This window comes from Agrobacterium sp. 22094 (assembly GCF_052046015.1).
Lineage (GTDB): Bacteria > Pseudomonadota > Alphaproteobacteria > Rhizobiales > Rhizobiaceae > Agrobacterium > Agrobacterium cavarae.
Window position 1 is genome coordinate 254689 of record NZ_JBQEPX010000001.1, and the last position, 20883, is coordinate 275571.

Here is a 20883-nt window from a genome sequence, read left to right on the forward strand (position 1 = left end):
ATATTTGGTTAATGATAAACGAAAAACTGTCTCGCGGGGTAACGTTTGCTCGGCATTCTTGATCTCATCTGGTGCGAAACAGATTTTCCGCAGCCTTCCGGCCCGCCGACTTCTTCTCCTTTTCGCCCTCCAGCCGTTCGATTTCGGCTGACAGAATATTGATGCGTGCAGTCAGCTCATCCACCGAAAGCAGCGTCAGGTCGGCGCCAATGATGTGCGTGGTGTTCTGCTTTTGGGGAAGATCCTCGTCAAAGATACTCATATTCCTGCTCCCTTCTGCAAATCTGCTTCCTCTTCAGGATATTGCGGTGCTCTGGGGTCAAGCGAAGCGCTTTCCGGTGTCAGTAGCGGCGCAGGGGCCGTCGGCATGGTGGAGAAGTTATCCTTCTCTGCGGTGGTGAGCGCGGCGCGCTGCCTCGAGCGGAAGATAGAATAAGCGGTAATCAGAAGATGCGAAACCGCTGTCACCAGAAACAGCGCGTAAGGACCAAAGGAGGTCATGATCGGGCCGCCAAGCGTCGGGCCGATAATGGTGCCGATGCCATAAAGCAAAAGCAGGCCGCCCGAGACTTTGACGAAATCTTCCGAGGAGGCGAAGTCGTTGGCGTGTGCGACCGCGATCGGGTAGAGCGCATTGGCGGCGGCACCATAAACGCAGATCATTCCGATCAGCACATAGACATGTGTCGGGTGGATGATCGCGATCGCAAGGCCCGCGACGGCGGCGAGCGCCGAGAGGCCTGCCAGCACGAAACGACGGTCGATACGGTCGGACAGCTTGCCAGCCGGAAACTGCGCGAGCGCGCCGACGAAGATGGTGGAACTGACCATGATGGCGATGGTGGTGGGATCGAGCCCCGCACGCGCGCCGAAGACGGCAGCAAGCGTACCATAGGCGCCATTGGCGATGCCGACCAGCAGGATGCCGACGAAGGATACCGGCGAATTGCGGTAGAGCGCCCGAAGATCGAGCTTGACCTTCTTCAGCGGCTGCGGGCTTTCCGCTTTTGACAACATGGCGGGAAGGATGGCGACGCAATAGATGATGGCGCAGACCATGAAGAGCGATGTATTGCCCACATGGCCAAAGGGAATGACGAGCTGTCCGGCCACCACGCCGAAGAGCGTAATGGCAATATACAGCGAGAAGATCGCGCCACGGCTTTCATTGGTGGCGCGCTCGTTCAGCCAGCTTTCGATAATCATCGAGGTTCCGGCGGTGCAGAAGCCCGTCAGGGCACGCAGGGCAACCCAGGAGACGTCGTCGATGAAGAGGCCGGTCAGGAGAACGGTGAGGCAGATGACGGCGACGAAGCTGCCGAAGGCACGGATGTGGCCGGCCCGGCGCACGATGGCGGGTGCTACAAAACAGCCGATGACGAAGCCCGCCGCCCAGGAGGTGCCGAGAAAACCGAGCACTTCGTTGGAGTAGCCTTCTTCCGAACCGCGCACCGGCAGAAGCAGGCCCTGCAGGCCATTGCCAAGGAAGAGGAAGAGGGTGCTGGTGAGAAGAGCGAATACGGGAAGAATATTTCTGCTCATAAAGTCTCTCTCATGCTGATGCTATTGCCGGTATCATGCGGAAGATGGTGCGAATAAGACGCCGCCATGGTGAGCATAAAAATGTCCACCCTGTGACGATGTAGAATGAGTTTGACATTTGGCTCACGGATGCGGCAAGCCCTTTAATAGACATTTGCAGTTGAACCGGCGGCAGCTGCCAAGGGTTCCCTAAGAAGATGGCAGAAACGGTGGCACCCAGCTTGCCCGATTGAGCCAAAAGGTTGCGTGATGACGAAGGCGATCGGCCTTTTGCTACTTTTGGCCATGGGTATCCAGCTCATCTGCCCGCTCGGATTCCCGGGCTTTAGACGACGCGCTGATTTCTGGAAGATCGCCGTGGTGGCCTTCGTTCTTTGGACGCTGGTGCTGCTCCTGCGGCCATGAATTTTGGCGCTCCCATCGATGACGGAAGCGCCTGCAGCATCGGCCCGAAAATCGGTCTCGATTTTCGGAAAGCACGATGCGTAGCTTCAAAAAGCTAAAGCGTCCTTTTTGCGTTTAACAAAACGCACGGCGCTTTAGATGATCAGAGCTTGCGCCCGAGATAATCCTCGACCTTCTTGCGCTCCCATGCGGCATTGAGGAAGGGCACGAGGTCGAAGGTGGTCATGCCGTTCATCGCAAGGGCGACACCCCAGCCGAGGGCCGGCCATATGGCCCAGAAGTAATGGGGGCTGGTAACAAGGTTGATGACGACCAGCATGGCGATGACCAAGACATATTGCGCGACATGCAGGTAGAACTTCTTGATCTTTCGCACGCGCTCGAACGCGAGGGCTTCTTCGGCTTCTCTGGAGTCGATAGCAATGCTTTGCATATCCGTTTCCTTTTCTACGGTCAGTTGCGACACGTCGATCTCGAAGACGGATGTTAGAGCGTTTCCTTGTTAAATAGAAACGTTCTGCCGGAGCAGGTTTTCGTCAGGGCAAAGGCGATTGGCGAAGGGCATACCCAAGGGTACGGTCGAGCCGATCGCCTTTGAGCCTGGCGGAAAGATGCCCGGCCCTTCGGGTTGGTTGAAACGGGCCACCTGCTTGCCCGGACGGCTTGGCCGTATGCTTTGGCTACGGCACGCGCCGCCCGGACAATCAGTCGATCCCGTTTGAACCAACAGAACTGTTTCTATTTAACAAGGAAACGCTCTTACGTTGCGAGCGTTTCCAGGCTCGCGGATTGGCCGCGTTCTATGCGCTGAATGGTGCGCACGCTCAAGCCACTGACGATTGCCAACTGCTCCTGCGACCAGCCACGCTGTAGCCTGAGTTTCTGTACCAGCATCATTCTCTCCAAGGTTCGACGCGGCCGACATTTCCGCAAACCGCCATCGATCACCACGCCATCCGCCCGACTGTCGGGTTGCTGTCGGGAGGGTGACGGGCCTGTCATGACGGCATACTGCGCCGGGCGAGCGTGAATTTGAAGAGCGGCGAGCCGCCGCGAAAAGAAAAAGCCGCTCAAGGGGAGCGGCTTTTCAGTACAGTCTTCGATAGGGCTTACGTAGAGAGAAGCGACGTCAGGCCGCCTTCTCAAGCTCCTGCTTCCAGTTGCCGCGCGCTGCCAGAGAATTCATCTCGGCGCGGTGGCGGAAGGCGCGCTGGCCGGCTGCGACATTTTCCTGCTTGCCGCCCCAGGCATGGAGTGCTGCTTCCTGCAATGCGCGGCCATAGGAGAAGGTGACCGACCAGGGCAGGTCATAGCCGGCATTGATGGCCGAGAGGTGGGCTGTGGCTTCTTCCGATGACTGGCCGCCGGAGAGGAAGGCGATACCGGGCACAGTGGATGGCACGGTGGCCTTCAGCACCTTGACGGTCTTTTCGGCGACCTCTTCAACGCTTGCCTTGCGGGCATTCTTGCCGTCGATGACCATGTTGGGTTTCAGGATCATGCCTTCCAGATCGACGCGGGCATCGTAAAGATCGGTGAAAACGGTGCGCAGCACCCATTCGGTCACCTCGGCGCAACGATCAATGCTGTGGGTGCCGGGCTTGCCGTCCATCAACACTTCCGGCTCGACGATCGGCACGATACCGGCCTGCTGGCAAAGGGCTGCATAGCGGGCAAGCGCCTGGGCATTCGCCTTGATCGATCCCCATGTCGGAATCCCATCATCGATCGCGATAACACCGCGCCATTTGGCAAAGCGCGCACCGGCCTCGTAATAGGTCTTCAGGCGATCCGCCAGGCCGTCAAGGCCCTCGGTCACCGTCTCGCCGGGGAAGAAGGTCTGCGGCTTGGCGCCCTTATCCACCTTGATGCCGGGAACGGCGCCCGCCGCCTTGATGATCTCGACGAAAGGCGTGCCATCGGCTGCCTTCTGGAAGAGGGTTTCCTCGTAGAGAATGACGCCGGAGATGCACTTGGTCATCGCCTCTTCTGTGCGGAACAGCATTTCGCGATAATCACGGCGGCTGGTTTCGGTCGATTCCAGACTGATCGTATCGAAGCGCTTCTTGATTGTGCCGGTGGACTCATCCGCCGCCAGCAGTCCCTTGCCGTTCGACATCATTTTTTGTGCAATAACTTGAAGACGTTCGGTCATTTGCGGTTCTCCCAATACATAATCATACTCAGATACCAGACAGAGGCAGAAAGATGGCAGGCTAAAGCCTTGAATCGTTTGAAATAGTTTTAGTAAGTTGACGTTCCTGAAGTTCTAGTTTGCGCAAGTTGGTCGTCGCGATCAAGTCATTCGGTTGCTTGATTGATTGTAGTTTTTAGACTACATATGCAGAATGTTCGAGCTGAAACAGACCTCCGTCTTTGCCAAATGGGAATCAAAGCTCCGAGATAAACGCGCCAGGACGATTATCGCTGCACGTCTGATGAGGCTAGCTGCAGGCTTGCCCGGAGACGTCGAAGCTGTCGGAGACGGCGTCAGCGAACTACGAATTCACTATGGGCCGGGATACCGGATTTACTTTCAAAAGCGAGGAAGCATTCTGATCGTGCTGCTGTGTGGCGGGGACAAAGGATCGCAGCCGCGCGATATCGCGCTTGCCAAAACGCTGGCCAAGGAATGGAGCGAACGAGATGAGTGAGAAACTAACGACCTACGACCCTGCCGCCGCTCTCATCGACGATGAGGAAATTGCCGCATTCATGGCCGACGCCTTTGAGACTGGCGACGCGCTCTATGTGGCGAAGGCGCTAGGGGTTGTCGCACGCGCCAAGGGGATGACAGAGATAGCCCGCAAAACCGGCCTATCGCGCGAGCAGCTCTACCGCTCGTTCAGTGAGAACGGAAACCCCACGCTCAAGACGACATTTGCCGTGATGCGCGCGCTTGGCATTGAGATGACTGCCAAGACGCACGTTTCACAATAAGCAGCCGCTTACTTCTGTTCCTGCAGAATGGCGACGCCGGGCAGGACCTTGCCTTCCATCCATTCGAGGAAGGCACCGCCGGCTGTCGAGATGTAGGTGAAGTCTTCGGCAACGCCCGCATGGTTCAGCGCTGCGACCGTATCACCGCCGCCGGCGACGGAGACGAGCTTGCCGGACTTGGTGCATTCGGCGGCATGGCGGGCGGCAGCGACCGTTGCGGTGTCGAAGGGTTCGATTTCGAAGGCGCCGAGCGGGCCGTTCCAGACCAGCGTTTCGGCGCGCGAGATCCAGCCCTTGATGGCTTCGACCGATTTGGGACCAACATCGAGCACCATGGCGTCTTCAGGGATGGCGTTGATATCGACAATCTCGTTGGCGGCATTGGCCTTGAACTCGCGGGCAACGACGCCGTCATCCGGGAGCACGATGGCGCAGCCAGCCGTCGCGGCTTCGATCATGATCTGCTTTGCGGTTTCGGCGAGATCATGCTCGCAGAGCGACTTGCCAACCTGCGTGCCGCGGGCGGCGAGGAAGGTGTTGGCCATGCCGCCACCGATGACAAGTGCGTCGACCTTCTTGACGAGGTTCATCAGGAGATCGATCTTTGTGGAGACCTTGGCACCGCCGACAATGGCAACGACCGGGCGGGCAGGGGCGCCGAGACCCTTTTCCAGCGCTTCCAGCTCCGCCTGCATGGTGCGGCCGGCATAGGCCGGCAAATAGCGTGCGAGACCTTCGGTCGAGGCATGGGCGCGGTGGGCGGCGGAGAAAGCATCGTTGACGTAGACATCGCCGTTCTTGGCAAGCTCGGTGACGAAGGCCGGATCGTTCTTTTCCTCGCCCTTGTGGAAGCGGGTGTTTTCCAGAAGCAGGATATCACCATCATTCATCTTGGCGATGGCGTCCGCAGCAGCCGGGCCGATGCAATCGGTGGCGACGTGGACGGCGTGGTCGAGAACCTCTTCAAGCGCAGGCGCGATCAGCGACAGCGACATGTCAGCAACCGGCTCACCCTTCGGGCGACCGAAATGGGCGAGAAGAATGACCTTGGCGCCCTTGTCCGAGAGTTCCAGGATTGTGGGTGCCACGCGTTCCAGGCGGGTCTTGTCCGTCACCTTGCCGTCAGCAACCGGCACATTGAGATCGACGCGAACGAGAACGCGCTTTCCGGAAATGTCGGTGAGGTCGTCAAGGGTCTTGAAGGCGGGCATAGATCAATCCTGTAAAACGTGTTTGAAACAATGTCTTCGGGCGCGACCATACTATGCCTGACTGACGACGCAAGGCGTTTTCGTTACGATGCCATGACGCGCTTTCACTTCGCGTTCAGGTGGGCACGGCGCCTTTCCTTGCGGTGCTCGCGGGCGCGGTGGATGATGTCTTTCAGGCTGATGAAGATCGGTAGCGTGGTCGCCGGTTCGACCGGTTCCAGCGAAATGCCGATGCTGGAAATCGCGTGGTTTTCATCGAGATCGCGGACGATCAGGATCAGCGAGCCGAGACGGATGCGATCGGCATATTCGGCCTTTCCGCCAAGGCGGGTCTCGATCAGTTCGCCAACGGTGAGGGACTGCTCCTGGGGCGTGATGAGCCCCGGCCCGTAGGATGCATCCAGTTCCGTCGCCGGGCGTTGGGGCGAGATGGCAAAGGTGCCGAAAATGTCCTCGTCATCGGCGGTCACCGGCTTGGCACTGGCAAACAGGCGGTCGAGCAGCCTTGCATTGCTGGGGATGACGAAGAGATAGACGAGATCGTTCTCTCGAAGCCTGCCGGCATATTGATAGCGGATCGAGGTGCCGTCGCGCACGACCAGAGACGGCATGGCCCAGCGGGGAATGCGTTCGCCCTGCAGGATCGCACTGCCCTTGGCAACGCGGTAGGAGATCAGCTCGTGGGTGGCCGTGCCGGGCAGATCCACTTCCAGCTTGTCCACCTCACCCATGCGCGGCGGTACCACGAGGCCAAGACGGGTTGCGACAGGCTTGATCGTCCAGCCCTGCAGGAGAAGCGAGACGAGCACGATGATGAAGGCAGCGTTGAAGTAGATCTCGGCATTGTTGAGCCCCCCAAGTGCGGGCAGGATGGCAAGCAGAATGGAGACGGCTCCGCGCAGACCGACCCATGCAACGAAGCTCGTTTCCTGCTGGGTGTAGTTGAAGGGCATGAGGCTCAGCCAAACCGCAAGCGGCCTTGCAACGAAGATGAGGAAAAGCGCAAGCAGGATGGCGGGGATGATGACGGCCGGGAACTGCGAGGGTGTGGCCAGCAGGCCGAGCATCAGGAACATGATGATCTGCGCCAGCCATGTCATGCCTTCGTGGAAACGGCGGATGGCGCCCTTGGCGAAAATCTTGCGGTTGCCGGAAACGATGCCCGCAACATAGACGGCCAGGAAGCCGCTGCCGTTCAACGCGCCGGTGAAGGAGAAGACGAGGAGCGCGAGCGCCAGAACGAGGATGGGTGCGAGCCCGCGATCCATGGTGAAGCGGTTGACGACCTTGACGATCATCAGCCCGCCGAGCACGCCGAAGATCAGGCCAAGTCCCATTTCTTCGAGGAACATCAGCAGGAAGCCGGTGTCGAAACCCGCCAACCCCTTGCCGCGACCAACGACCTCCACCAGTGCGATGGTCAGAAAAATCGCCATCGGGTCGTTGGTGCCGGATTCCACTTCCAGCGTCGAGCGCACCTGGTCACGAATATGGATGCCGCCGATGCGCAGCAGGAAGAAGACGGCTGCCGCATCGGTGGAAGCGACGATGGAGCCGAGCAGCAGGCCCTCCAGCCAGGAGAAACCGAGCAGCAGCGCAGCGGCCCCGGCAAAGAACACGGCCGTCAGGACGACACCGACCGTGGCAAGTGTGAGGGCGGGCCGGGACGAGAGCCGAAAGGTCTGTAACGGCGTGCTGAAACCGGAATCGAAGAGGATGACTGCCAGCACCAGCGAGCCGAGCATATAGGCCAGCGCACTGTTGGTGAATTCGATGCCGAGACCATCCTTGCCCGCGGCAAGGCCGATCATCAGGAAGAGAAGCAGCAGGGGCGCGCCAAAGCGGTAGGCGATCAGGCTGGAAAAGGCGGCTGCAAGAACAAGGACGTTGGCGACCAGCAGCAAGAGATAAAATGATTCCAATGCCCTAACCTTTGCAAGCGATGCTTTGAAGCTGGCGCACAGCCTCCCGTCTGCGACTACCGAATCTTGTCAGTGATTGTTCAGATTGAAAATGGACCAGAGCAAGGCGGGATTGCCGGCGCCGGTGACGGACCCATAAAAAAACCGGCGGGATTGCTCCCACCGGTTCTTTGGATTGTCACTGACCGTCGGATCAGATGGTCTTGGCGAAAGCCACCGCCGTGTCGGACATGCGGTTGGAGAAGCCCCACTCGTTGTCGTACCAGGAGAGCACGCGCACGAAGTTGCCTTCCATGACCTTGGTCTGGTCGGTGGCGAAGATCGAGGAGTGGCTGTCGTGGTTGAAGTCGCGCGAAACCAGCGGCTCGTCGGTGTAGCCGAGAACGCCCTTCAGCGCGCCGTTCGACGCAGCCTTGATGGCTTCGTTGATTTCAGCGACCGAGGTTGCCTTCTTGGCGACGAACTTGAAGTCGACGACCGAGACGTTTGGTGTCGGAACGCGGATCGAGGTACCGTCCAGGCGGCCCTTGAGGTGCGGCATGACGAGACCGACGGCCTTGGCAGCGCCCGTCGAGGTCGGGATCATCGAAAGCGCTGCAGCGCGGGCGCGATACAGATCCTTGTGCATGGTGTCCAGCGTCGGCTGGTCGCCGGTGTAGGAGTGGATCGTCGTCATGAAGCCATGGTCGATGCCGATCAGGTCATCGAGAACCTTGACGACCGGCACCAGGCAGTTGGTGGTGCACGACGCGTTGGAGATGACGAGGTGATCCTTCGTCAGCTGGTCGTGGTTCACACCGAAAACAACCGTCAGGTCGGCGCCGTCGGCCGGAGCCGAAACGATGACGCGCTTTGCGCCAGCGGTCAGGTGAGCGGCAGCCTTGTCACGGGCGGTGAAGATGCCGGTGCATTCCAGCGCGATATCGACGCCGAGTTCGCCATGCGGCAGCGTTGCGGGGTCGCGAACGGCGGTGACCTTGATCGGCTTGCCGCCGCCAACGGTGATCGTGTCGCCTTCGACCTTCACCTCGGCCGGGAACTTGCCGTGAATGGAGTCGTAACGCAGCAGGTGTGCATTGGTCTCGACAGGGCCAAGATCGTTGATGGCGACGACTTCGATGTCGGTGCGGCCGGATTCGACGATGGCGCGAAGGACGTTACGGCCGATGCGGCCGAAGCCGTTAATGGCTACTTTTACAGTCATTTACAGTCTCCCGATCAATAATTTACGTCTGAATGGAATAGCTTGGGCGCGAAGTGGCGAAGGCGTGAGGCGCGCTCCACCGCTTGCGGCGGTCGACGACCGAAGATCATGGCGTGCAAGATGCCCTGACCTTCGGCCAATGGGATCAGCCGAGCTTTTCTTCGGCTGCGGCGACAACCGCTTCCGCGGTGATGCCGAAGTGTGGGAAGAGGTCCTTGGCCGGTGCGGAGGCACCGAAGGACTGCATGCCGACGAAAGCGCCGTCATTGCCGATGAAGTAATCCCAGCCCTGGCGAATGGCCGCTTCGACGGCGATCTTGACCGGCGCGTTGCCGATGATCGCCTGACGATAGGTTTCCGGCTGCTCCTTGAAGAGTTCGAAGCAGGGCACGGACACGACGCGGGCGGAAATACCCTTGTCCTTAAGCGTGGCGGCGGCCTTCAGCGCAAGCTCGACTTCCGAGCCGGAGGCGAAGATCGAGACCTTCGCATCGCTTGCCGAAACCAGTTCGTAGGCACCGTAGGCAACGAGGTTCTTCTCCTCATAGTCCTTGCGGGCCGGCGTCAGGTTCTGGCGTGTGAGTGCCAGTGCGGAGGGACGATGCTTTTCATGCAGGGCAAGCTGCCAGGCTTCTGCCGTTTCCGTCTCGTCTGCCGGGCGGAAGACCAGAAGGTTCGGAATGGCGCGAAGTGCTGCGATCTGCTCCACCGGCTGGTGGGTCGGGCCGTCTTCGCCAACGCCGATCGAGTCATGCGTCAGGACATGAACGACGCGGATGCCCATCAGTGCGGCAAGGCGGATCGACGGACGGCAATAGTCCGAGAAGATCAGGAAGCCGCCGGAGTAGGGGATGAGACCGCCATGCAGCGAAATGCCGTTCATGGCCGCGGCCATGCCGTGTTCGCGGATGCCGTAATGCATGTAGCGACCGGAGAAGTCGGTCGGCGTGATCGACACCATCTGGCTGGTCTTGGTGTTGTTGGACGGTGTCAGGTCGGCAGAGCCGCCGAGCATTTCCGGCACAACGCCGTTGATGACTTCGAGTGTATCTTCCGATGCCTTGCGGGTGGCAACCGTCGGGTTGTTGGCCGCAACCTTCTTCTTGAAGGCGTCGATGGAGCTGTCGAAGTTGCCGGGCAGATCGCCGGCGAAACGGCGCTTGAACTCGGCCTTCTTCCCACCCTCGATCGCTTCCAGGCGGGCTTCCCACTCCTGGCGGGTCTTGGTGGAACGCAGGCCTGCCAGACGCCATGCGTCGAGCACGTCTTCAGGGATGACGAAGGGTTCGGCTTCCCAGTTCAGATGCTTGCGGGTTGCGGCAATTTCTTCTGCACCGAGCGGCGAGCCGTGTACCTTGTGGGTGCCGGCCTTGTTCGGCGCGCCGAAACCGATCGTGGTCTTGGCGGCGATGAACGTCGGACGATCCGACTTGTGGGCTTCTTCAATGGCCGCGGCAATCGCTTCCGGATCGTGACCGTCGATCTCGATCGTGTGCCAGTGAACGGCCTTGAAGCGTTCGATCTGGTCGGTGGAGTCGGACAGGCCGACTGCGCCGTCGATCGTGATGTTGTTGTTGTCCCAGAAGAGCACGAGCTTGTTCAGGCGCAGATGGCCGGCAAGCGCGATCGCCTCATGGCTGATGCCTTCCATCAGGCAGCCGTCGCCGCACAGAACGTAAGTATAATGGCTCTGCAGATCGGAGCCGAATTCTTCTTCCAGCTTGCGCTCGGCAATCGCCATGCCGACAGCATTGGCAATGCCTTGGCCGAGAGGACCGGTGGTGGTTTCGATGCCGGTGGCATGACCATATTCCGGGTGGCCGGCGGTCTTGGAGCCGAGCTGGCGGAAGCGCTTGATCTCGTCGATCGTCATGTCTTCGTAGCCGGTCAGATACAGGCACGAGTAGAGCAGCATGGAGCCGTGGCCGGCAGACAGCACGAAACGGTCGCGGTCGGGCCAGTGCGGCGCCTTGGGATCGAATTTCAGGTAGCGGGTAAAGAGAACGGTGGCGACATCCGCTGCTCCCATCGGCAGGCCGGGGTGGCCGGAATTGGCCTTCTCCACAGCATCCATGGCAAGAAATCGGATTGCATTGGCCATCCGGTCGTGTTTGTCGCGAGAAATCATGGCTTTTCCGTTTGTTCCGGGTGAAAGGAGATAGTCGTTCTAACTATCCAAAAAGCGGGTTGATCCATAGCAGGTAGGGCGGCTCTGTCAATAAATCCAGCCTGATGTTGCGGTTCGATCGGTCACAAAAATCGTTTCGCATCAAAAGATTCGCTCGCCGCCCATGGCCACATTCGATCTCGCGCAAGCTTCGCGCCGCGCTGTGGCCATAATCAGGCAGGGATGGTGAAGCCCATGTTTGCGACTTTGCATTCATCCACAGCCCAAAGTGCTTGAATGTATTGGTTTGATTGACGCGGGCGCAAAACGGGTAATATCGTATCAATGCCTTGAGTGACATCGGGCGGCAACGATTCGGGCTTGCCGCTTATGCGGTTTGGAAGAAACGATGACGGCGGAAAAAACAATACAAGTCGCGCTGTCGGAGCTCAGCTCCGCAATCACCAGCCTTGAAAACGCCCTCGACATGCGCCTGGAGCGCCAGCGGGAAAGTGCCGAGGTGGAGGGTGAGGTCAAGCGCGTGCACGTGGATCGTGCCCGTCTTGCCCAGGAGCTCGACCAGTCGCAGTTCCGCGCCAATCGCCTGGAAGAGGTGAACCGCGAGGTCTCGCGCCGTCTGGTGACCGCCATGGAAACCATCCGCGCCGTACTGGACAGATAAGAGGAGGCCCGCATGGCTCAAGTCACCGTGATGATCGACGGCAAGGCCTATCGCATGGCCTGCGAAGCCGGGCAGGAAGACCACCTGACCGATCTCGCAGCGCGTTTCGACCGCTATGTCGGCCATCTGAAGAGCCAGTTCGGCGAGATCGGCGATCTGAGGCTGACCGTCATGGCCGGCATCATGATCACCGACGAGATGTCCGAGTTGTCGCGCAAGATCGAAGCGCTGGAAAACCAGGTGGCGACCTTGCAGCAGAACCGCGACGGCATGGCCGAAAGCAAGGCGAAGGCCGACGAGCAGATCGTGCTCGCGATCTCCGATCTCGCCATGCGGCTCAACGGCATTACCGAGAAGCTGGTGGAGAGACCGAAACCTTCGGTCAATTGAGCTTGCGACCGTAGGCTGCTATCAAGATTGTCTTCGATAGCCTCTTTCGAAACGGACCGATCCATCATATATAGAGCGTGCGTTCTGCGCTTCTCGACAGGAACCACAATCCCTGGGGCCATACTCGATCCAAAGGGAGCTGTCCCTGGCCAGCCTCGTGGGGCTGGACACACGGTGCCCACCTACGTTTGTAGGCACCCAGGATCGTAAACATCCATCGGTCGTCGCGGACGCACTTTATCATTTTAGCCTTATGCTGCCGTGCTCATTTCTGGCGTGGCAACAAACCTTCGGTTTCAAATCGCGTCCTTCTGCTCGAACGTAACGCCCACGATTATTTTATCCGCTTTACGATGAAAGCTTTGCAATGGCGCTATGTTGTCATTGCATTGGTGGAACAAATCTTTATTATTCGGATTGGTATGTCCGTTCAGCCTGTCCTCAAGGCGAATGCGGTTGCAACCGCGACGTGCCGTTCAACAGCCCAAAGAGCTAAACTTGTTTACTGAAATTATGATCGTGGTCCTGCTCACCGTATTGAACGGGGTGCTCGCCATGTCCGAGCTTGCTGTCGTCTCTTCCAGACCGGCGAGACTTAAAGTGCTGGCCGCGCAAGGCAGCAAGGGCGCCACGATGGCGCTCAATCTTTCTGAAAATCCCGGACGGTTTTTGTCCACCGTGCAGATCGGCATTACGCTGGTCGGCGTTCTTTCCGGTGCCTTTTCCGGCGCCACACTTGGTGCCCGCTTCACGCTTTGGCTCGCTGAACAGGGCGTGCCGGACCGTGCCGCCGATGCGCTTGGCGTCGGCGTCGTGGTTGTTGCCATTACCTATCTGTCGCTGATCGTCGGCGAACTCGTGCCGAAGCAGATCGCGCTACGCGACGCTGAAAAGGTCGCTGCCCGCGTCGCGCCTGCCATGGTGTTCCTGTCGAAAATCGGCGCGCCCGTCGTCTGGCTTCTCGACAAGTCGGGCAGGATCGTGCTTGCCCTCCTCGGTCATAGCGGTGAATCAAACGCCTCTGTCACAGACGATGAAATCCGCACGGTTCTGGCCGAGGCGCACAGTGCTGGCGTGATCGAAACCGAGGAATCGGCGATGATCACCAGCGTCATGCGCCTCGCCGACCGCAACGCCCGCGGCCTGATGACGCCGCGCCGCGATGTGGAGGTCGTCGATATCGAGGACACCGCCGAGGAGATCCGCGAGCAGCTTCGTGCCACCCAGCGTTCGCGCCTTCCGGTGCGCAACGGTGCCTCGGATGAAATTCTCGGCGTTCTCTTCGCCAAGGATGCCTTCGATGCGCTGGCGTCCGGCAAGGAACTCAACATTCGCGAGCTGCTGCGTGAAGTGCCGGTCGTTTCCGACCTCACCAGCGCCGTCGACGTGATCCAATCGCTGCGCCGTTCCACGGTTCATATGGTTCTCGTCTATGACGAATATGGCCACTTCGAAGGCATCATCAGCTCCGGCGACATTCTGGAGGCTATCACCGGTGCCTTCCAGGAGGATGACGGCGAAGAGCCTGCGATGGTGGAGCGCGAGGATGGCAGCTTCCTGGTTGCCGGCTGGATGGCGGCCGATGAGTTTGCCGATCGCATGGGCTTCCAGATCGACGAGGATGCCGAATTCGAAACCGTCGCCGGTCTGGTGCTGGACGAATTCCGCCGCCTGCCGGAACTGGGCGAGCACATCACGCGCAACGGCTGGCGCTTCGAGGTCATCGATCTCGACGGCCACCGCATCGACAAGGTCCTGGTCAGCCGGGCTGCGTGATGAACGAAGCCGGTTCTCTGACAAAAGCGCAATTGCGTCTCGAGCGTCTCGCCCAGCGGGACGCTCTTTCCGTTGAAGACCGCCAGACAAAAAGTCTTGCGATGGCGCAGTCGGGTGCGCAGGCTCTGTCCTTTAGCCCTGGGACTATTGTTTCCGGTTTCATGCCGATACGCTCCGAAGCCGATACCCGGCCGCTGATGGAAGCCCTGCGCGACAAGGGCGCCACGCTTTGCCTTCCGGTGATGCTCGACCGCGAGACCATCGTCTTTCGCGCCTTCGCTCGCAACGCCCAACTGGTGAAGACGGGCTTCGGTACGAGCGGGCCGGATGAAAGCGCTGCCGTCCTTGACCCGGATATCCTGCTCGTGCCGCTTTCCGCCTTCGATGGCCACGGGCAGCGCATCGGCTATGGCGCCGGGCATTATGACCGCGCCATTGCTCGCCTGCATGCAAAAGGACTGGAACCACTGTTGATAGGCATTGCATTCGATTGCCAGGAAGTGCCATCAGTGCCGGATGAAGCGCATGACGTTGCGCTGGACGCAATTTTGACCGAAAGCGGCTTGCGGCATTTTTCTGGCAGGGCAGGGGCATGAGACTACTTTTTCTCGGAGATATGGTGGGCAAGACCGGACGCACGGCCGTCTGGGAAAAATTGCCGGGGCTGATCTCCGACCTGAAACTGGATTTCGTCATCGTCAATGGCGAGAACGCCGCTGGCGGCTTCGGAATCACCGAAGACATCTATCTGGAAACCATCAATGCCGGCGCGGATGTCGTCACCACCGGCAACCATGTCTGGGACCAGAAGGAAGCGGTGTCATTCTGCGAGCGCCACGACCAGTTCCTGCGGCCCGCCAACTACCCGAAGGGTACGCCCGGCAAGGGTTCCGGCCTGTTCTATGCCCGCAATGGCGCGCGTGTGCTGGTTGCCAACATCATGGGCCGCGTCTTCATGCATCCTGAGCTGGATGATCCCTTCAGCTCGGCGGAGAGCATTCTGGCGGCCTGCCCGCTGAAGGAGCAGGCGGACGCGATCATCTTCGATTTTCATGCGGAAGCGACCAGCGAGAAGCAATGCTTCGGCCATTTCGTCGACGGTCGCGCGAGCTTCGTCGTCGGCACGCATACGCATGTGCCGACCGCTGACGCCCAGATCCTGAACGGCGGAACCGCCTATATGTCGGATGCCGGCATGTGCGGCGATTACGATTCCTCGCTCGGCATGGAAAAGGAAGAGCCGATCAACCGGTTCATTTCGAAAATGCCGAAGGGGCGGTTCGAGGCGGCGAGTGGTCCGGCGACGCTGTGTGGCGTTGGGGTCGAGATTTCCGATAGCACCGGGTTGGCTGAGAAGATCGCGCCTTTGCGGATCGGACCGAGACTGGCGGAGACTGTGCCGGCGTTTTGGAATTGATGGTTTGTGGGCGGATTTGGGGGTTGTGGGTCACCCCCCCTCTGCCCTGCCGGGCATCTCCCCCTCAAGGGTGGAGATTGGCCAGAGGGAGGCTCCCCATTTCATCATCAAGGTTGAAGACGTTCGAGCGTTCGCCACGAGTCGATCTCCACCCTTGAGGGGGAGATGCCCGGCAGGGCAGAGGGGGGTAAAGCCCCATCCACCAACGCCGGATGACAACAATGTGAGCGCGCCCCAACGCTTATACCTAGACGAACCCCCATCCTTGCCGCATCTTTTCGTCCATTCGCCTTTCCGGGGAGTGGTGCCATGCCTCGCATGTTCATGCCTGCATTGATCGCCATGCTGTTCAGCGCCGTGTCTGTCGCGGCGCAGGAGCCTCCCGATCGACCGCCCGTCAGCCAGTGCCAGGCGATTGCGCAGGCGCTTCCCCGCGTCACGTTTGCGAGCTTCAAGCCGACCGATGTCAAGAAGGCCCAGTTGAGCGACCGCGAAGAGGTGAAGATCCAATATATCGGGCATTCGACCTACACCATCGATTCGCCGGAAGGTGTGGTGATCGCCACCGACTATAATGGCGTTTATCGCCCGCCGGTCATGCCGACCGTGGCGACGATGAACAATGCGCACACCACGCACTACACCCTCTCGCCAGAGCCCGAGATCAAATATGTGCTGCATGGCTGGAGCGATGTGCCTGGTGAAAAGGCCGTGCACAAGCTGGAGGTGGGCGACGTCTATATCCGCAACGTGACCTCGGATATCCGCAACCGCTGGGGTGGCGGCGGTCTTTTGACGAAGGACGGCAATTCGATCTTCATTTTCGAGGTGGCGGGCCTTTGCATCGGCCATCTCGGGCACCTGCATTACGAGCTGACGGAAACCCAATATGCGGAGATCGGCAGGCTGGATGTGCTGATGGTGCCGGTGGATGGTGGGTTGACAATGGGCGCCGACAGCATGGGCCGGATCGTCAAACGGCTGCGTTCAGCGCTTATCCTGCCGATGCACCAGCCGAGCGCGCTGGAGCGGTTCCTCGTCGCCTTCGGCCCGCAGTTCAAGATTGCCTATGCCAGCGATCCGGTGATCCGCGTTTCGATGCGCAATCTTCCCAAGCAGCCGCAAATCCTCGTGCCACAGGGTATGTAGCCGCATTGGCGCAGATGAGTCATACATCGATGCAAAAACGCCGCGCGTCCCAAGGATGCACGGCGTTTTTCCAGACAGGTATAGATCAGGATCAGGCGAAGGTCAGGTGCTGACGAACGCCGACATCCGGCATCTTTTCGTCGGACATGTTGGCCTTGGCGATTTCCCAGCCGAATTTCAGCGTGCTGTCGGTGGAGGCCCAGATATCGGCATCATCGACGTGGAGGGCCAGCATGACGAGCTGCGGGTCGCTCTTGCCGTGCTCATACCAGGCGGCGGTGACGGAGTTCCAATATTCGTCGAGCTTGGTCTTGTCATCGCGCACTTCGAGCTTGCCGGACAGGCAGGCGTGGTAATCATGATCCTTGCCGATGACGCAGAAGTGGGCACGCGAACCGGACTTCAGCGACTGAACAAGGTCGGTATCCTTCTTGGAGAAGAACCAGATGGTGTTGGTCTTCGGGTCGGCATGCGGTGCCATGGGCTGCATGTGGTTGTGGAGACCTTCCAGACCCAGCATGCCTGCATGGACGGAATTAATCTCGTCCCAAAGCTGACGGGCGGGTTGTTCGCGTGCTTCAGTCAGACTTACCATTCAGTGATCTCCTTGCGGTTCCTGTTCCTTCCGGCAGCGATCCGGTCATGATCGCGCCGCCTGTGATCACAACGGCGGGAGAGGATTTCTGTTCCTTGCAGCGCTGTCATGTGGATGCGAGAAGAAGGGGGTTACGGGCTTGAACAGCCGCGCCATCGCACTTATAAGGCCCACAATCCAAACAAACGATCCGATCAGGGGTGCCATGGCTGGCCATTCACAGTTCAAGAACATCATGCATCGCAAGGGGAAACAGGATTCGATCCGTTCGAAGATGTTCTCCAAGCTTGCGCGTGAAATCACCGTTGCAGCCAAGTCCGGTCTTCCGGACCCGACCATGAATGCTGCTCTTCGCCTGGCCGTGCAGAACGCCAAGGCGCAGTCCATGCCGAAGGACAATATCGACCGCGCCATCAAGAAGGCGTCCGGCGCGGATGCGGAAAACTACGATTCCGTTCGCTACGAGGGCTACGGCCCCGGCGGTACGGCGGTTATCGTCGAAGCGCTGACGGACAACCGCAACCGCACGGCATCCAACATTCGCTCGATCTTCACCAAGGCCGGCGGCGCACTTGGCGAAACCGGTTCGGTCTCCTTCTCCTTCGACCGCGTGGGCGAAATTACCTACAAGGCTTCGGTTGGCGATGCGGACAAGGTAATGGAAGCGGCGATCGAAGCCGGTGCCGAAGACGTGGAAAGCAGCGAAGACGGCCACACGATCATCTGCGGCTTCGAAGACATCAACGAAGTCTCCAAGGCGCTTGAAGCGACCCTCGGCGAAGCCGACAGCGTCAAGGCTGTCTGGCGTCCGCAGAACACCGTTCCGGTGGATGAGGAAAAGGCGCAGTCGCTGATGAAGCTGATCGACAACCTGGAAGACGATGACGACGTGCAGAACGTCTATTCGAACTTCGAAGTGTCCGAAGAAGTCATGGCGAAGCTGTCAGCCTGATACTCTCGGGTTCCGTTCGATTTGAGGACGGCAATCGAAAGCGACAAATCCTAAGTACAAAAGGCCGGATTTGCTCCGGCCTTTTTCAATTTCAATGATGATAGTGGCAGAGGGGTGTTAGAACACAGTCGGCTCAGGCCGCCTTTTTCACACCTTCCCGTACCTCGGCGAAAACCTCGACAGACCGCAGCCGCTTGTTGATGTCGTGGATTGGCATGGAGACGATCAATTCATCCGCGCCGGTCTCGCCCAGGAACTGCTGGAGTTTGCGATCGATGGTCGCGTGTGAGCCTACGGCGGCGTAACGCAGCGTATGTTCGACGGTGATGCGCTCCATGTCGTTCCAGTAGCCGTCCATGCTCTCGACCGGCCGCGGGAAGGGCGTGCGGACGTTCTTGCGCAGATTGACGAATTGCTGCTGGGCCGATGTGAACAGATGACGGGCTTCCTCATCCGTATCCGCACCGACGCCCATGATGCCCACCATGACATAGGGCTCCGAGAGCGTAGCAGAAGGCTGGAAGCGCTCGCGGTAGATGGCGATTGCATCCATCAGCATATCCGGCGCGAAATGCGAGGCGAAGGAATAGGGCAGGCCAAGGGCTGCGGCCAGATGCGCGCTGTAGATGCTGGAGCCCAGCAGCCAGATCGGCACGTTCGAGTTCACGCCCGGCACGGCAAGGATCGCCTGATCCGGTTCGGGCGCGCCGAGATAGCGCTGAAGCTCGACAATATCATGCGGGAAGTTTTCGGCCCCGGCATCGAGATTGCGGCGAAGCGCGCGCGCGGTGCGCATATCCGTTCCGGGTGCGCGGCCAAGTCCGAGATCGACACGACCCGGCAGAAGAGCGGCAAGCGTGCCGAACTGTTCAGCGATCACCAGTGGCGAGTGGTTGGGCAGCATGACGCCGCCCGAGCCGACGCGGATGCGTGAGGTTGCAGCACCCACATGGGCAATCACGATCGATGTGGCGGCACTTGCGATACCCGGCATGCCGTGATGCTCGGCCAGCCAGAAACGCTCATAGCCGTGTTCCTCCGCCTTGATCGCCATGCGGCGCGAATTGTCGAGCGCCTGGCTTGCGTTCTCCCCATCGCCAATCGGCGATAGATCGAGAATGGAAAAGGGAATCATGGCATGCTCCTTCCGGCCTTTATTTAGGACCTTATTTAATGTGTGGCGTCGTGTTTGCCATCCTCGTCGCAGCGAATTGATCCATGGTTCAAAAAAACTGACGGCCTGAGCGTGGATGGCGATCCGCTGGCGCGGCGCATTTTCTCATCGAATGTTTTTGTTTTGTTCACTTATGGCTGGCAGGTTTCCTGACCAGACGATAGGGTGAGACATGCAAAACGCGATTCGAATTATCGGCATTGATCCGGGCTTAAGGCGTACGGGCTGGGGCGTCATTGAGACGATCGGCAACAGCCTGCGTTTCGTGGCGTCCGGCACGGTAACGTCGGATGGCGACATGGACCTCGCTTCGCGCCTTTGTCAGTTGCATGACGGGCTGGCGGATGTCGTTCATTCCTATCAGCCGGATGAGGCGGCGGTGGAGCAAACCTTCGTCAACAAGGACGCGGTGGCGACCCTGAAGCTTGGCCAGGCGCGTGGCATTGCCATGCTCGTCCCCGCCCGCGCTGGCCTGCCCGTATCCGAATATGCGCCGAATGCCGTGAAGAAGGCGGTGATCGGTGTGGGGCATGGTGAAAAGCAGCAGATCCACATGATGCTGAAAATCCTGATGCCAAAGGCCGAGTTCAAGGGTAATGACGCCGCCGATGCCCTGGCGATTGCCATCTGCCACGCGCACAACCGCGGGGGCGACCGGATGCGCCGGCTTCTTGCTGCGGGCTAAGCGGGCGTTCTTCGGCTTTTCACCTCTTTCTCAAATATCACGGACGTGACCATGATCGGCAAACTCAAAGGCACCATAGAGGAAATCGGCGACGACTACGTTCTCGTTGACGTTCATGGCGTCTGCTACGTGGCGCATTGTTCGGCGCGCACTCTGTCCAGGCTTGGTTCCGCGGGCGAGGCTGTGGTGCTATTCATCGAGACCTATGTGCGCGAGGACCAGTTGAAGCTTTTCGGCTTCATGAGCGCTCTTGAGCGCGAGTGGTTCAATCTGTTGCAGAGCGTGCAGGGTGTGGGCTCCAAGGTGGCGCTTGCGGTTCTCTCCACCCTCTCGCCTTCCGAACTCGCCAACGCTATTGCACTGCAGGACAAGGCTGTTGTCTCCCGCGCACCCGGCGTTGGCCCGAAGGTTGCGATCCGCATCGTCACCGAATTGCGCAACAAGGCGCCTGCTTTTGCCGGAGAAGCGGCAGGTGCCATCGGTCTCAAGCAGGAGATCGGCGAAGGCGCGGCGCCCGCGCCTGTGGCCGATGCCGTCTCGGCTTTGACCAATCTCGGCTATTCGCGCGATCAGGCTGCCAACGCCGTGGCCGCCGCCTTGAAGAATGGTGGTGAGGGGGGAGACAGCGCCAAGCTGATTAGGCTGGGTTTGAAGGAGCTTTCGCGATAAATCGTGCATTTGTGTTTCTGGCGGATGAATGATAAGATTTCCGCCATATGAAGTTTTTTTTTA

General features: G+C 59.5%; 23 protein-coding genes and 1 other RNA gene. 13 read left to right on the forward strand and 11 right to left on the reverse strand.

Annotated features, from left to right (window positions below):
* Positions 1-64: 64 nt before the first annotated feature.
* Positions 65-262: a DUF1192 domain-containing protein gene (locus ACTJK5_RS01195; RefSeq protein ID WP_062427921.1), complete on the reverse strand. Its 198-nt coding sequence runs from the start codon at positions 260-262 to the stop codon at positions 65-67.
* Positions 259-1542 carry an MFS transporter gene (locus tag ACTJK5_RS01200; RefSeq protein WP_062427922.1) on the reverse strand — a complete coding sequence of 428 codons (1284 nt, stop codon included), beginning with the start codon at positions 1540-1542 and terminating at the stop codon, positions 259-261. The genes ACTJK5_RS01195 and ACTJK5_RS01200 overlap by 4 nt, the downstream gene beginning before the upstream one ends.
* Positions 1543-1791: 249 nt before the next feature.
* On the opposite strand from ACTJK5_RS01200, the gene ACTJK5_RS01205 reads away from it, so the two are divergent.
* Complete coding sequence (locus tag ACTJK5_RS01205; RefSeq protein WP_440611673.1) at positions 1792-1947, forward strand: hypothetical protein; 156 nt, start codon at positions 1792-1794, stop codon at positions 1945-1947.
* Between the two features lie 142 nt (positions 1948-2089).
* On the opposite strand, the gene ACTJK5_RS01210 is transcribed toward ACTJK5_RS01205, so the two are convergent.
* The 3 genes from ACTJK5_RS01210 to ACTJK5_RS01220 all read right to left on the reverse strand — a co-directional run bounded on the left by ACTJK5_RS01210 (position 2090) and on the right by ACTJK5_RS01220 (position 4102).
* On the reverse strand, positions 2090-2380 hold the full coding sequence (locus ACTJK5_RS01210; protein ID WP_440611674.1) for a 2TM domain-containing protein: 291 nt from the start codon (positions 2378-2380) through the stop codon (positions 2090-2092).
* Between the two features lie 326 nt (positions 2381-2706).
* Positions 2707-2841 carry a helix-turn-helix domain-containing protein gene (locus ACTJK5_RS01215; RefSeq protein WP_236769615.1) on the reverse strand — a complete coding sequence of 45 codons (135 nt, stop codon included), beginning with the start codon at positions 2839-2841 and terminating at the stop codon, positions 2707-2709.
* A 235-nt stretch (positions 2842-3076) separates the two neighbouring features.
* Positions 3077-4102 (reverse strand): class I fructose-bisphosphate aldolase, encoded by a 1026-nt coding sequence (locus tag ACTJK5_RS01220; RefSeq protein ID WP_440611675.1) that lies wholly within the window; start codon positions 4100-4102, stop codon positions 3077-3079.
* Positions 4103-4295: 193 nt separating this feature from the next.
* Here ACTJK5_RS01220 and ACTJK5_RS01225 point away from each other — a divergent pair, with 193 nt between their 5' ends.
* Positions 4296-4601: a type II toxin-antitoxin system RelE/ParE family toxin gene (locus ACTJK5_RS01225; protein WP_062439780.1), complete on the forward strand. Its 306-nt coding sequence runs from the start codon at positions 4296-4298 to the stop codon at positions 4599-4601.
* Complete coding sequence (locus tag ACTJK5_RS01230) at positions 4594-4887, forward strand: addiction module antidote protein (protein WP_440611676.1); 294 nt, start codon at positions 4594-4596, stop codon at positions 4885-4887. Before ACTJK5_RS01225 ends, ACTJK5_RS01230 begins: the two co-directional genes overlap by 8 nt.
* Before the next feature lie 8 nt (positions 4888-4895).
* Here the strand turns inward: ACTJK5_RS01230 and ACTJK5_RS01235 are convergent, their stop codons facing one another.
* The 4 genes from ACTJK5_RS01235 to tkt all read right to left on the reverse strand — a co-directional run bounded on the left by ACTJK5_RS01235 (position 4896) and on the right by tkt (position 11352).
* Positions 4896-6098: a phosphoglycerate kinase gene (locus tag ACTJK5_RS01235; protein ID WP_113227388.1), complete on the reverse strand. Its 1203-nt coding sequence runs from the start codon at positions 6096-6098 to the stop codon at positions 4896-4898.
* Between the two features lie 104 nt (positions 6099-6202).
* Entirely contained in the window at positions 6203-8020 is a 1818-nt protein-coding gene (locus ACTJK5_RS01240; RefSeq protein WP_113227387.1) for a potassium/proton antiporter, read from the reverse strand.
* 193 nt (positions 8021-8213) lie between these two features.
* Positions 8214-9224, reverse strand: a complete 1011-nt coding sequence (gene gap / locus ACTJK5_RS01245) for a type I glyceraldehyde-3-phosphate dehydrogenase (protein ID WP_062439786.1) — start codon at positions 9222-9224, stop codon at positions 8214-8216.
* Positions 9225-9369: 145 nt separating this feature from the next.
* Positions 9370-11352 carry a transketolase gene (gene tkt / locus ACTJK5_RS01250; protein WP_113271629.1) on the reverse strand — a complete coding sequence of 661 codons (1983 nt, stop codon included), beginning with the start codon at positions 11350-11352 and terminating at the stop codon, positions 9370-9372.
* Positions 11353-11740: 388 nt separating this feature from the next.
* Here tkt and ACTJK5_RS01255 point away from each other — a divergent pair, with 388 nt between their 5' ends.
* The 7 genes from ACTJK5_RS01255 (at position 11741) to ACTJK5_RS01285 (ending at position 16745) form a co-directional block, all read left to right on the forward strand.
* The gene (locus tag ACTJK5_RS01255) at positions 11741-12013 is read left to right on the forward strand and encodes a DUF4164 domain-containing protein (protein WP_062427932.1); all 273 of its coding nucleotides are present in this window, start codon (positions 11741-11743) and stop codon (positions 12011-12013) included.
* Positions 12014-12025: 12 nt separating this feature from the next.
* Positions 12026-12403 (forward strand): cell division protein ZapA, encoded by a 378-nt coding sequence (locus tag ACTJK5_RS01260; RefSeq protein ID WP_113227385.1) that lies wholly within the window; start codon positions 12026-12028, stop codon positions 12401-12403.
* A 78-nt stretch (positions 12404-12481) separates the two neighbouring features.
* Positions 12482-12639, forward strand: a non-coding RNA gene (ssrS, locus tag ACTJK5_RS01265) — 6S RNA.
* Between the two features lie 277 nt (positions 12640-12916).
* Positions 12917-14179: a hemolysin family protein gene (locus tag ACTJK5_RS01270; protein ID WP_062427934.1), complete on the forward strand. Its 1263-nt coding sequence runs from the start codon at positions 12917-12919 to the stop codon at positions 14177-14179.
* Positions 14179-14775, forward strand: coding sequence for a 5-formyltetrahydrofolate cyclo-ligase (locus tag ACTJK5_RS01275; RefSeq protein WP_440611677.1), 597 nt, complete (start codon positions 14179-14181; stop codon positions 14773-14775). Before ACTJK5_RS01270 ends, ACTJK5_RS01275 begins: the two co-directional genes overlap by 1 nt.
* Complete coding sequence (locus ACTJK5_RS01280) at positions 14772-15596, forward strand: TIGR00282 family metallophosphoesterase (protein WP_062439795.1); 825 nt, start codon at positions 14772-14774, stop codon at positions 15594-15596. The genes ACTJK5_RS01275 and ACTJK5_RS01280 overlap by 4 nt, the downstream gene beginning before the upstream one ends.
* A gap of 309 nt (positions 15597-15905) precedes the next feature.
* On the forward strand, positions 15906-16745 hold the full coding sequence (locus ACTJK5_RS01285) for an MBL fold metallo-hydrolase (protein ID WP_440611678.1): 840 nt from the start codon (positions 15906-15908) through the stop codon (positions 16743-16745).
* A gap of 91 nt (positions 16746-16836) precedes the next feature.
* On the opposite strand, the gene ACTJK5_RS01290 is transcribed toward ACTJK5_RS01285, so the two are convergent.
* Positions 16837-17340, reverse strand: a complete 504-nt coding sequence (locus tag ACTJK5_RS01290; RefSeq protein ID WP_062439797.1) for a pyridoxamine 5'-phosphate oxidase family protein — start codon at positions 17338-17340, stop codon at positions 16837-16839.
* A gap of 205 nt (positions 17341-17545) precedes the next feature.
* Here ACTJK5_RS01290 and ACTJK5_RS01295 point away from each other — a divergent pair, with 205 nt between their 5' ends.
* Positions 17546-18292 carry a YebC/PmpR family DNA-binding transcriptional regulator gene (locus ACTJK5_RS01295; protein WP_062427939.1) on the forward strand — a complete coding sequence of 249 codons (747 nt, stop codon included), beginning with the start codon at positions 17546-17548 and terminating at the stop codon, positions 18290-18292.
* Positions 18293-18425: 133 nt separating this feature from the next.
* On the opposite strand, the gene ACTJK5_RS01300 is transcribed toward ACTJK5_RS01295, so the two are convergent.
* On the reverse strand, positions 18426-19427 hold the full coding sequence (locus ACTJK5_RS01300; RefSeq protein WP_440611679.1) for an LLM class flavin-dependent oxidoreductase: 1002 nt from the start codon (positions 19425-19427) through the stop codon (positions 18426-18428).
* Positions 19428-19638: 211 nt separating this feature from the next.
* Between ACTJK5_RS01300 and ruvC the strand changes: the two genes are divergently transcribed.
* The gene (ruvC, locus tag ACTJK5_RS01305) at positions 19639-20151 is read left to right on the forward strand and encodes a crossover junction endodeoxyribonuclease RuvC (RefSeq protein ID WP_062427941.1); all 513 of its coding nucleotides are present in this window, start codon (positions 19639-19641) and stop codon (positions 20149-20151) included.
* Positions 20152-20202: 51 nt separating this feature from the next.
* Entirely contained in the window at positions 20203-20820 is a 618-nt protein-coding gene (ruvA, locus tag ACTJK5_RS01310; protein ID WP_111849624.1) for a Holliday junction branch migration protein RuvA, read from the forward strand.
* The last annotated feature ends 63 nt before the right edge of the window (positions 20821-20883 follow it).